The organism is Paracraurococcus lichenis, from assembly GCF_030657435.1.
Taxonomy (GTDB): Bacteria; Pseudomonadota; Alphaproteobacteria; order Acetobacterales; family Acetobacteraceae; genus Paracraurococcus; species Paracraurococcus lichenis.
In genome coordinates, this window is the sequence record NZ_JAUTWS010000003.1 from 303,515 (window position 1) to 314,906 (window position 11,392).

An 11,392-nucleotide genomic window follows, 5' to 3' on the forward strand; every position below is an offset into this window, starting at 1 on the left:
CGCGCGCCACCATCCCGCCGGACCCGGAGAGGCCGATGACCCCGATCACGCTGCAGGAGCCGTTCCGCGCCGTCTTCTACGCGCCCTTCTATGCCGCACTCGCCCGCGGCGACTACGCGGCGGAGGGCGTGGCGGTGACGCTGCGCAGCGGCACCGTCCCGGCGAATGCCAAGGACGCGGTGCTGGCCGGCGTCGCGGACCTCGCCTGGGGCGGGCCGATGCGCATCCTGCTGGCGCATGAGGCCGACCCTGCCAGCCCCTTGCGCAATTTCGGCGCCGTCGTCATGCGCGACCCCTTTTTCCTGGTCGGGCGCGGGCCGCGGCCCGGCTTCCGGCTGACGGACCTCGCGCGGCTGAGGCTTGGCACGGTGTCGGAGGTGCCGACGCCCTGGTGGACGCTGCAGCACGACATCCGCCTCGCCGGCCTCGATCCGGCCCTGGTGCCGCGCGTGACGGATGCGGGCATGGCGGAGAACGCCGCCGCGCTGCTGGACGGGCGGATCGATGTCGCGCAGGTCTTCGAGCCCTTCGTCACGCAGCTCGAGGATGTCGGCGGCGCCGTCTGGTACGCGGCGGCTGGGCGCGGCGTGACGGGCTACACCACCTTCACGACCACGGTGGACCTGTTGCAGGCGAAGCGGGCCGAGTTCAAGGCGATGCTGCGCGGCCTGGCGCGGACGCTCGCCTGGGTGGCGGAGAGCAGCGCGGAGGTGCTGGCCGAGTGCATCGCCGGCCATTTCCCGGACCTGTCGCCGCAGCTGCTGGCGCGCTGCCTCGCCCGCTACAAGGCGGTCGGGCTCTGGACCGCGGATCCCTTCTACCCCGAGGAGGCCTTCACCCGGCTGGAGACGGCGATGTTCACCGCGGGCGCCATCACGCGCAGGCCCGGTTTCGCCGCGACGGCGGACAATGCCATCGTCGCGGAAGCGCTGGCGGAGCGCTAGCGGCGGCCGGCTGACGCCTCTGCGACCTCCGCCTCCACCGCCGCCAGCAGGCGTGCCGGGAAGTGGCGCGGGATGCGCTCGCCGATCAGGACGATGCGGCTGCGGCGGTCCGCGCCGGGCCAGCGGTCGAGCCATTCGAGCGGGTGGACCATGTGCTGGATGGCATGCAGCACCGCCGGGCGCGCCGGGTCTTCCGCCAGCGCCACGAGGCCCTTCAGGCGCAGCAGGCGCGGGCCGGCATGCTCGGCCAGGCCCTGCATCCAGAGCGTGAGCGCCAGCGCCGGGATCGGCGCCTCGCGCTCGATGACGATGGAGGTCAGGCCCGCGGTGTGGCGCGCCGCCCAGTCGGGCAGGTCCGCCGGGCGGGGCGCTGGCGCGAAGAGCCAGGCGGGTTCCGCCGCGCCCTGCTCCGCCGCCCGCAGCGGCGCGGCCGGGTTCAGGGCGCGGATCGCCGCCTCAGGCGCCGGGGCGAGGTCCGGCTTGGTCACCAGGATGCGGTCGGCCAGCATCACCTGCCGCTGCGCCTCCGGGTGGCGGGCCAGCGCCGCCTCGCCATGCAGCGCGTCCACCAGTGTCGCCACGCCCTGCAGGGCGTGGGTCGCGGCGAGCGCCTCGTCCGTCATCAGCGCGTGCAGGATGGGGGCTGGATCGGCGAGGCCGGAGGTCTCGATCAGCACGCGCTCGTAGCGCGGCACCTCGCCAGCCTCCCGCCGGCGCAGAAGGTCCAGCAGCGTCCTCGTCAGGTCGTCGCGCACCACGCAGCAGAGACACCCCGTGGAGGCACTCACAAAACTCTCCTCGCTGGCGGCGATCAGGTCGTGGTCCAGCGGGATCTCGCCGAACTCGTTGACGATGACGGCGCTGTCGGCCCAGGCGGGGTCGCGCAGCACGCGGCGCAGCAGCGTCGACTTGCCGGCGCCGAGGAAGCCGGTGACGACCGAGACGGGGATCATTCCTCCGGCCGTGCCACGCGGAGACGCCGCACCTCGTCCGTCCGGGCGCCGACCGCGTTGCGCAGGCTGCGCAGCAGGCCGAGGACGGAGGTGCAGGGCCGCCGCTGGCCCGGCCGTTCCACCCACCAGCGCACCGGCAGGTCGTCCGGCCCTGCCGCGGTCACGCGCAGCGCCGTGCCATCCGGCGCGGCGAGTGCCACGCCGTCTCCCGCCACGCGCGGCCGCGCCTCCACCTCCCACAGCGCCAGCGCATCGGCCAGCAGGTCGCGCAATTCGGGCGGCGTCACAGCGCGGCGGCGGCGCGGATCTCGTCCGGCACCTTGCGCGGCAGCCATTCGCCGCCGCGGTCGTCGCCGAGCCATGTGTCGCCATCCACCACGATCTTCCCGCGCAGGATGGTCATGGCCGGCCAGGCCTCGACCTCGCGGCCCTCCCAGGGGCTGTAGTCGCTCTCGTGCATCGCCTCGGCCCGCACGGTGCGGCGGAGCGCCGGGTCGAGGATGCAGATATCGGCATCCGAGCCGGGCGCGATGGCGCCCTTCCGCGGATAGAGCCCCATGATCCTCGCGGCGTTGGCCGAGACGCGGTCGACGAATTGCCGCAGCGTGAAGCCGCGCTTCCTCATCTCGGAATACATCAGCGCCACGCGCGGCTCGACGCCGGAATTGCCGCCGGTGGTGTCGTCGATCCGCTTGCCCTGGGTCTTGACCGAGAGCGAGCAGCAGAGCTCGTCGGTCGCCACGCAGGCGATGGTGCCGTCCTTGGCGCCGCGCCAGAGCTCGTCCTGGTCGGCCTGCGACTTCAGCGACGGATAGGTGTGGTAGATCTGCCCGTTCGGCTTCTTGTAGTCCTCCTGCGTGTAGAGCATGTACTGGTGCAGGCTCTCGCCATAGACGGGCTGGCCGCGGCCGCGCGCCTCGCGGATCGCCCGCACGCCATTCCCCGCCGAGACATGCATCATATACAGGGCGGTGCCGGGCACATGCTCGGCGAGGCGGATGATGCGGCGGAAGGAGATGTCCTCCGACAGGGTGTTGTGAACCTCCGCCATGTTCTCGAAGCCGGCGCGGCCCTCGCGGAACAGCCTGGCGTACATGTGCATGACGATGTCGTTGTCCTCGGAGTGGATGACGCCGAGGCCACCCTTCTTCGACAGGACCTGGAACACCTCCCAGATGTCGCCGAAATCCACCATCCGCCCCTTGCGGCTGGGCGTGATGTCCGTCGTGAAGATCTTCACCGTCGCATGGCCGGCCTCGATGGCCTCGCCGATCTGGGCGGGCAGCTCGGGCGGCAGGTCGCCCTCCACCATGGTGTGCAGCGCCCAGTCGCAGGGGCAGCCATCCTCCCGCCAGGCGGCCATCCGTTCCTCGATCGCGCCCTGCACGGTCTTGCCATGCGTCCAGCGGGTGAAGTCGATGAGGGTGGTGGTGCCGCCGAACAGCGCCGCCTTGCCGACCACGCTCGGGCCCTTGGTGTAATCGATCGTGCCGCCCGGGCCGTAGGTGGGCCAGAGGCAATGGGTATGCGGGTCGATGCCGCCGGGCATCACGACCTTGCCGGTCGCATCCACCAGCCGCGTGCCGGCCGCCAGCGGGAAGGCGCCGCGGGCGGCGACGGCCACCACCTTGCCGCCGGCGATCGCCACGTCCGCCGGGCCGATGGCATGCGGGGTGACCACGCAATCCCCGGTGATGACCAGATCGACCATGGCCCGTACCCCCCGTGCTGCCTGCGGGCGCGGATGCTGCGCCCGGTGCGCGGGTGGTGCAAGGCGCGCCCGCCCGCCGGTGGAGCGGGCAGGGCCCGCTATGCGATGGGGCGGCCGAGCCTGGCGGCATAGCGTTCCCGGAAGCGCCCGATCACGGCCGGGTTGATGATCCGCGGCGGCAGCTTCCCCTTGGCCGCATCGGCGAAAGCCAGCGCCGCGATGCGGGTGATGTTCGCCCGGCTCTCATGCGTCACCCCCGCGGTGTGCTGCGTCACGATGACATTCGGCATGTGCAGCAGCGGGTGGTCCGGCGCGGGCGGCTCCTGCTCCCAGACATCGAGGCCGGCGCCGGCGAGGTGTCCGCTGCGCAGCGCCTCGTGCAGCGCCGGCTCGTCATGGATATTGCCGCGTGCGGTGGTGACGAAGATCGCGCCCTTCCGCATGCGCGCGAAGCTGTCGGCGCCCATCAGGCTGCGGCTCTCGGGTGTCAGCGGCAGGTGCAGGCTGACCACGTCGCTCTCGGCCAGGAGTTCGTCCATCTCCACCTTGCGGGCGCCGCGGCCGGCGATGGTCTCCTTGTCCAGGTAGGGGTCGCAGGCCAGCACGGTGCAAGAGAAGGCGCGGTCGAGGATCTCCGCGACGCGGGTCCCGACATGGCCGATGCCGACCAGCCCCACGGTCCGCCCGCGCAGCTCGCGCCCCATCAGCGCATTGCGGTTCCGGGCATGGCCCGCGCGCATCGCCGCCCCGGCCTCCGGCATGCGCTTGAGCAGGGCGAGCATCATGCCGACGGCGTGCTCGGCCACGCCCTCCGCATTGCCACCGGCCTGGTTCACCAGCAGCACGCCGGCCGCCGTGCAGGCCTCGGGGTCCACCGGGTCGTAGCCGGCGCCGGTGCTGCCCACCATCAGCAGGTCCGGCAATTGCTCCAGCAGCGCCGCTTGGACATGGAAGGGCTTCGGCAACTCGTCACGGGAGGCCATGCAGTAGTAGGCATCCACGCCGCGGAGCGCATCGAGCACGGCCGAGTCGGGCTGCTCGAGCGGGATGCGGAGAATCTCCAGCTCCGGGTGCTGCGCCGCGGTGTCGAGGAAGGATTGATGCGGGACGTGGGAGAGGTAGCCGACTCGGAAGCGGCGGGGCTCGGGCACGGGGACGGTTCCTCCTCGGGGCGTTTGCCGGCCTTTGTATCCCGCACCCCCGGGGGCGAAAAGTCGCGGGTCCCAGGAATCCGTTTTGCTCCTGGCGCGTTGCCGGGGGTGATGCACCGCGCCCTCCGCAGCCATCAGCAGCAGCTTGCCGGCGTGGTGGAGGCGATCGCGACCGGCCAGACGGAGCTGCGGGACATCCTGGCGGCGGTCACCCCGGGCGGGGGGAAGAGCCTGCTGCCGGTCATCGCCGCGGCGCGGCTGATCTGGGCCGGGATCGTCGAGCGGGTCTGCTGGATCGTTCCCCGCGACAGCCTGCGCCTGCAGGCGGAGGAAGCCTTCGCCGACCCGAACTGGCGCCTCGCGCTCGACCATGCCGTCTCGGTCCGCGCGGCGGAGAATGCCCCCGACCCCTGCCGCGGGCTGCAGGGCTGGATCACCACCTACCAGGGCGTCGCCGCGGCGCCGGAGCTGCACCTGGCGGAGTTCCGCAAGCAGAAGACCCTGCTGGTGGTGGACGAGGTGCACCACCTGCCGGCCGAGGCCGACCCGGACGCGCCGGAGGAAGCCGCCTGGTCGCGCGCCATCCTGCCGCTGCTCGAGCACGCCGCGGTGCGGCTGCTGCTCTCCGGCACGCTGGAGCGGGCGGATGGCCGCCCGATCCTCTGGCTGCCCTACCGCCGGGGGCAGGGCGCGCGGACGCGGGAGGTGGACCTGCAGGCGCCCGGCTTCGCCGTCATCGGCTATAGCCGCGCCCAGGCGCTGGCCGAGAAGGCCGTGCTGCCCGTCGATTTCGGCGCCCTGGACGGGGAGGCGGAGTGGCTGGACGAGGAGCGCCGCCGCACCGGGCCGCATCCCGTCTCCGGCCCGCCGGAGGTCGGGCGTGCCGCGCTCTTCACCGCGCTGCGGACCGGCTTCGCGCAGGACCTGCTCCGCCGCGCCTTCGCCCAGACCCGCGACCTGCGCACGGAGCGCCGCGCGCGGCTCGGCCTGCCGCCGGGCGAGACGGCGATGGGCCTCGGCAAGCTGCTGGTGGTCGCACCCGACCAGGAGAATGCGCGGCGCTACCTCGACTGGCTGCGCGAGTGGCTGCCGAAGGGCCAGGCGGATACCGTCGCGCGCATCGCCACCTCGGACGAGCGCGACGCGCAGGAAGTGTTGGCGGCCTTCCGGCTGCGGCCGGAGCCCTCCGTGCTGGTCACCGTCGCCATGGCCTATGAGGGGCTGGACGCGCCGAGCGTCTCGGTCTGCGCGGCGCTGACCCATATCCGCTCCCGCGCCTGGCTGGAGCAGATGATCGCCCGCGCTACCCGCGTCGATTTCGCCGCCGGCCCCTACGAGACGCAGCGGGCGGTGGTGCTGCACCCGGACGACCTGCTGTTCCGCAAGTTCCGCGAGCGGATCGAGCGCGAGCAGGGCACGCTGGCGCGGGAGAAGGCGCGCCGCCGCCAGGGCGAGCTGCCCGGCCTGCCCGAGGGGATGGAGCGCGAGGCGCCGATCATCCCGCTCGCCTCCAATGCCACGGCGATGCACTGGCACCGGCTGGCGCCGGGACCGGAATTCGCCGCCGCCAGGCCGGAACATGCGCGCCCGGAGGAGACGGCGCCGGCCGAGGCGCCCTCGGTGCGGGAGCGGGCGCTGCGCAGCCGTATCGGCCAGATGGTCGCGGCGCAGGTGCTGGAGGACGAGGGCGGGCTGCGCATCCCGCGCGGCGCCGTCGCGCACCACGCCTATTCCGCCGCTCTGAAGCGGGTGATGGGCAAGGGCCGGGCGGAGATGACGCTGGCCGAGCTCGAGTCGACCATCGCCTGGCTGGAGCGCAACCGCATCGGCGACCACCTGCACCTGCTGGAGGGCGATCCGCGCTACGGCTGGTCGGTACGGCAGCGGCGTTTCGACTTCCGGACGGAGGGGTAGCGCAACCCCGGGCGGCGTCACCTGTTGGGGATGCTCCGTCCCGGCACCGTCGGGACCGCAAACGACGACAAGGAACGCCCATGCGGAACCCGATGGCCCTCGCGGCCACGCTTGGCCTGCTCGCCCTGCCGGCGCTGGCCCAGAGCGGCCCGAACACCGACCAGTCCCCGGCCGCGACGCCGGCACCGGCCGCGGTGCCGGATGCCCCGCCGGGGGCGGAGCGGCCGCGCGAGGGCGGCGCGCTGATCCCGATTCCGACCTGGCGCGACCGCAACGGCGCCCTGGTCTCGACGGATGGCAACAAGCTTTCCGAGCCGGAGCGCATGGCCGCCGGCAAGCCCTATACGCCGCTGCCCTGGGGCTCGGTGGTGCAGGGCGTGCCGGGGATGAATGCCGCCGTGCCCTACCGGCCGCTGATGCCGGGCGAGCCGGCGAATGTCAGCGTGCGGATGGCGGCGGGCAAGCCGCAGACGACGCTGCCGGAAGGCACGCATCCCGGCGACACCGCCTGGATGCAGGCCGGCCCGGCGCCGCGGCCGCTGCCGGTGGGCGAGACGCCAGCGGATGTCGTCGCCGGCGGCGGCGCGCCGATGGTGCCGGTGACGTCCGGCGGGACGCAGGCGCGGTAGCGACGCCGCACGCGTCTTCGGTACCGTATAGGCGCGTGCGGCAACGCTGTCCTACGCGCCGATGCGTGGAATGGCCGGGCCTTCCGCCCGGCCATGGCGGGCAGCGTCAGCCCGGCCCGCGAAGGCCACGACCGCCGCCGCGGTCGCCGCCGGCTGCTCCGGCAGCAGGGCATGGCCGGCATCGGGGATGACCGTCAGCGCCACGCGATCGCCGAGCGCCTCGCGCAGCGCCGCCTCGGTCGGCACCGGCGCGATGGTGTCGAGCGCTGCGGCGACATAGAGCGTCGCGTGCCGGTCGGCGCAGCGCCGCCAGCGCTGGTCGGTCGCGGCGGTCGCCGCGCGCTGCATGCGGGCGACCGGCGGGTGCCAGCCGGTCAGCCAGACGCGGGCGTCATGCCCCGGCGCGAAATAGCCGCGCTGCAGATGCCCGAGCCGCTCCGCCTCGCTGAGCGCTGGGTCGAAGCTGCCATCGATCGAGGCGCGCACCGCCGGGTCGAGGTTCTGGGTGATGGAGGCCGCGAGGAGCACGACGCCGCGCACCAGTTCCGGCCGGCAGGCGGAGAGCGCGCGCGCCACCCAGTTGCCGAAGGCATGGCCGGCGACCAGGGCAGGGCCGGTGCCCTCCGCCTCCAGCACCGCCGCCGCATCCTCGGCCAGGTCGTAGAGGGTCAGGCCCGTCATCGGCCCTTCCGAGTCGCCGATCCCGCGCGGATCGGGCGCCAGCACCCGGAAGCCCTGCGCCGCGATCAGCGGCGCGACTTCGAAAAAATCCTCGGCGCCGCGGCCGAGGGAGGCGAGCAGCAGGACCGCCGGGCCATGCCCCCAGGCGGCATAGGCGATGCGGGCCGGGCCGCGCTGCACCCTCCGGGTATCCATGCCGTTCCTCCCCTTCCTTTGCCCAGACTATCCCGCGCCGGGCTGTCGGAGGCGAGCCATGGCGCGCCTCGGAGGGCCGGGGCTTTCGTTCCGGGCGAACAAATTCGGTGGCCTGCGTGGGTCCACTCAGGCGCCGTTTGCTCTAGGCTCGCCGCAAAGGGAGGACCGCGGCATGGATGGGCTGCCCGAACGCTTTGACCCCTGGCCCCCGGGCATCGAGCCCGCGGTCCCGATCGAGGGTTACACCAATACCTTCACCCATACGCCCGCCCTGCCGCCGATTCGCCGGCCGCCGACGCGGACGGAGGTCACGGGGCCGCTCGAGCTCTGGCGCAAGCTGCCCTGCGGCGACGACAACCTGGCCGTGGTGGCGCCGGGGCGGATGGCGCTCGGCCAGCTCATCCATATCGGCGGCCGCATCCTGGACGAGGATGGGCGGCCGGTGCGCGGCGCGGTGGTCGAGCTCTGGCAGGCCAATGCCGCCGGTCGCTACTTCCACCCGAACGACACGCGCGACGCGCCGCTCGACCCCAACTTCGTCGGCAATGGCCGCATCCGCACGGACGAGGAGGGGCACTACGCCTTCTTCACGATCAGGCCCGGGGCCTATCCGGTGCCGGCGCCCGGCGTCTGGTGGCGACCGCCGCATGTGCACTTCTCCGTGCTCGGGCCGTCCAGCCTCTCGCGCCTGGTGACGCAGATGTATTTCCCGGGCGACCCGCTGAACCCGCTGGACCGAATCCTGATGTCGGTGCCCGACGCGGCGGCGCGGGAGCGGCTCGTGGCGCGGCCTGTCCCGCCCGAGGAGGTCGGCCTCGGTTGGCTGGCCTATGTGCATGACATCGTGCTGCGCGGCCGTGCCGCGACGCCCGAACTGCCGTGAGGGAGGGCGCGATGCACCGGCCGACCTCGCAGCACACGATCGGGCCCTTCTTCCCGCGCACCTTCTTCCGCGCCGGCGACAACGACCTGACGCGGCTGACGCCGGAGGCGGCGCCGACGCCGCGCGGCGAGCGCATCCGGCTGCATGGGCGGGTGACGCGGGAGGGCGGCACGCCCTGCGTCAATGCCATCCTCGAGGCCTGGCAGGCCGATGCCGCAGGGCGCTTCCGGCATCCCGCGGACCCGGAGGCGCACCTGGCCGATTCGGATTTCCTCGGCTGGGGGCGGGCCTGGACGGATGCGGAGGGGCGCTACGAGTTCGCCACCGTGCTGCCGGGCGGCTTCCTCGAGGGCAACCAGGCGCGGGCGCCGCACATCGACCTGGTGGTGATGGCCTCGGGGCTGATGCGGCAGCTCTCCACCACGGTCTTTTTTCCGGGCTTTGAGGCGGCGAACGAGGTCGATCCCGTGCTCGCGCTGGTCCCGCCGGCGCGGCGGGCGCGGCTGGTGGCCGTGGCGGATGGCGAGGCCGAGGGGCTGCGCGCCTTCCGCTTCGACCTGCGGCTGCGCGGCCTGCCGGAGGACGAAACCCCGTTCTTCATCGAGTAGGTCTCCGCCCGCATCGAGGGCGCTCGACACCGTCGAGCGACCACAAGCCCCGGCATGGCGTTCGGCAAGGGCCGCCTTCGACACGGTCGAAGGCGCAGCGCGCGCTCCGACCTCGTGGGCGACCCGGCGGTCATTCGGCGGCTGCGGCCACCTCCTGCATCGGCTGCAGATGCGCGACCTGCACCGCCAGGCCCTGGCGCACCGCGAGGAAGGCGGCGAGCTCCTGGCCCGCCAGCTCGGTTGCCGGCCGCATGCGTGCGCGCGCCGGGTCCAGTGTCAGGCCACTCTCGGCCAACTCGTAATGCAGGTGCGGGCCGGTCGCCAGGCCGGTGCGGCCGACCTTGCCGATCACCTCTCCCTGGCGGACGCGGTCGCCGGGCTTCAGCCCTGGCGCGAAGGCGGAGAGATGCGCGTAGCGCGTGGTCCGGTCGTCCTCGTGCCGCAGCTCGATGATGCGGCCATAGCCCGACATCCAGCGGATCTGCGTCACCTCGCCATCCGCCGCGGCCAGCACCGGCGTGCCGGTCGGGGCGGCGAAGTCGATCCCCTGGTGCTGGCGCGTGTAGCCCAGCACGGGATGCCGGCGCATGCCGAAGCCGGAGCTGACGCGGGCGCCGTCCAGCGGCGTGCGCAGGAAGCTGCGGCGCAGGCTGCGGCCCTGGTCGTCGAACCAGTCCGGACCCTCGCCCGCATCGTAGCGCCAGAGCGAGAGCCCGCGCCCGGCGAGCGAGAAGCCGGCATGCAGCGTCCGGCCGTCGTTCAGCAGCCCGCCCTCGGTGTCCCGCCAGCGCTCGAACAGCACGGTGAAGCTGTCGCCGGGGCGGAGCTCGCGCTGGAAGTCGAGCTCATGCGCCAGGCCCTCGACGAGCTGCCGGGCAAGCGAATCGGGCAGGCCGGCGATGCGGAGGTCGTCGAGCAGGTCCTCCCGGATCGTGCCGCGCACCAGGACCAGGTTGCGGCGCTGGCCGGGCCAGGCCTCATGCGCGATCCAGCCGGTGGGCGTGCGGGTGACGGTGACGGTGCGGCCGGGCTGCGGTTCGAGCGTCATGGCGAGCAGCGCGTCGTCCTCGGGCGCCTGGCGCAGCGTGACCTCCCGCCCCGCCGGCAGCGGCGCGCGGGTGGGCAGGACGGAGGCGAGGGCCGAGACGGCCGGCTCCACCTCGCGCCGTTCGACGCCGGCCGCGGCCAGGACCTGGGCGATGGTCTGGCCGCGGCGGGCGACGACGGTACGGACGGTGGGGCGCGGCCGCGCCGGCACGACGCCGGGGGCGAGGACCGGGCGGTAGCCCTGTGGCATCGGATCGGCGAAGGCGGGGGCGGCGGGGCCGCCCATCACAAGGCACGCAACAGAGAGCCAGCGCGCGCGGCGCCGGAGGCGATGCAGCATGGAAACCCCTCCCAGGGCTGAAATGTGGCGTAACCCTGGCCGGGGGAATCACGCAAAGTCAACAGCTTGAACTATCCGGCTACGACACAAGGTGAGATCGGCCGCGGTTCTAACGCGCCTGCGATAAGGTGGTTTGACAGGGGAAGGGGCGGAGACTAGAAGCCGCGCACCTGTGGCGGACCGGCCGGTTCCGCCGCGGGAGCCAAAAAATGCCTTGACCTTGGTGGTTCACGCCACTAGGTTCTCGGCCCCGCCGATGAGGCGGGTCTTCCCACCCGGCAGGGTCTGGTGCCGGTCGAGCCGGGGCGTCATGCTCCGGGGCGGCCGCAGGGAAGC

Annotated in this window: 11 protein-coding genes; 5 read left to right on the forward strand and 6 right to left on the reverse strand. The window is 73.3% G+C overall.

Features of this window, described 5'->3' with window-relative positions:
- Positions 1–35: 35 nt before the first annotated feature.
- Entirely contained in the window at positions 36–944 is a 909-nt protein-coding gene (locus tag Q7A36_RS05000; RefSeq protein ID WP_305102562.1) for an ABC transporter substrate-binding protein, read from the forward strand.
- Here Q7A36_RS05000 and Q7A36_RS05005 read toward each other — a convergent pair.
- From Q7A36_RS05005 to Q7A36_RS05020, 4 genes are all read right to left on the reverse strand, one after another.
- A complete protein-coding gene (locus Q7A36_RS05005; RefSeq protein WP_305102563.1) occupies positions 941–1,897 on the reverse strand; it encodes a CobW family GTP-binding protein in 957 nt (318 codons plus the stop codon). The genes Q7A36_RS05000 and Q7A36_RS05005 overlap by 4 nt on opposite strands.
- Positions 1,894–2,184 (reverse strand): hypothetical protein, encoded by a 291-nt coding sequence (locus Q7A36_RS05010; protein ID WP_305102564.1) that lies wholly within the window; start codon positions 2,182–2,184, stop codon positions 1,894–1,896. Before Q7A36_RS05010 ends, Q7A36_RS05005 begins: the two co-directional genes overlap by 4 nt.
- The gene (locus Q7A36_RS05015; protein ID WP_305102565.1) at positions 2,181–3,608 is read right to left on the reverse strand and encodes an amidohydrolase family protein; all 1,428 of its coding nucleotides are present in this window, start codon (positions 3,606–3,608) and stop codon (positions 2,181–2,183) included. The genes Q7A36_RS05010 and Q7A36_RS05015 overlap by 4 nt, the downstream gene beginning before the upstream one ends.
- Before the next feature lie 98 nt (positions 3,609–3,706).
- Positions 3,707–4,759 (reverse strand): hydroxyacid dehydrogenase, encoded by a 1,053-nt coding sequence (locus tag Q7A36_RS05020; RefSeq protein WP_305102566.1) that lies wholly within the window; start codon positions 4,757–4,759, stop codon positions 3,707–3,709.
- A gap of 111 nt (positions 4,760–4,870) precedes the next feature.
- Between Q7A36_RS05020 and Q7A36_RS05025 the strand changes: the two genes are divergently transcribed.
- Together Q7A36_RS05025 and Q7A36_RS05030 are read left to right on the forward strand one after the other, a co-directional pair.
- On the forward strand, positions 4,871–6,673 hold the full coding sequence (locus Q7A36_RS05025) for a DEAD/DEAH box helicase (protein ID WP_305102567.1): 1,803 nt from the start codon (positions 4,871–4,873) through the stop codon (positions 6,671–6,673).
- An 80-nt stretch (positions 6,674–6,753) separates the two neighbouring features.
- A complete protein-coding gene (locus tag Q7A36_RS05030; RefSeq protein ID WP_305102568.1) occupies positions 6,754–7,302 on the forward strand; it encodes a hypothetical protein in 549 nt (182 codons plus the stop codon).
- A 51-nt stretch (positions 7,303–7,353) separates the two neighbouring features.
- On the opposite strand, the gene Q7A36_RS05035 is transcribed toward Q7A36_RS05030, so the two are convergent.
- A complete protein-coding gene (locus Q7A36_RS05035) occupies positions 7,354–8,178 on the reverse strand; it encodes an alpha/beta fold hydrolase (protein ID WP_305102569.1) in 825 nt (274 codons plus the stop codon).
- Between the two features lie 172 nt (positions 8,179–8,350).
- On the opposite strand from Q7A36_RS05035, the gene Q7A36_RS05040 reads away from it, so the two are divergent.
- A complete protein-coding gene (locus Q7A36_RS05040; protein WP_305102570.1) occupies positions 8,351–9,061 on the forward strand; it encodes a dioxygenase family protein in 711 nt (236 codons plus the stop codon).
- Positions 9,062–9,072: 11 nt separating this feature from the next.
- Positions 9,073–9,669: a protocatechuate 3,4-dioxygenase subunit alpha gene (gene pcaG / locus Q7A36_RS05045; protein ID WP_305102571.1), complete on the forward strand. Its 597-nt coding sequence runs from the start codon at positions 9,073–9,075 to the stop codon at positions 9,667–9,669.
- 130 nt (positions 9,670–9,799) lie between these two features.
- Here pcaG and Q7A36_RS05050 read toward each other — a convergent pair whose 3' ends face one another.
- Positions 9,800–11,056, reverse strand: a complete 1,257-nt coding sequence (locus Q7A36_RS05050) for a peptidoglycan DD-metalloendopeptidase family protein (protein WP_305102572.1) — start codon at positions 11,054–11,056, stop codon at positions 9,800–9,802.
- Between the last annotated feature and the right edge of the window lie 336 nt (positions 11,057–11,392).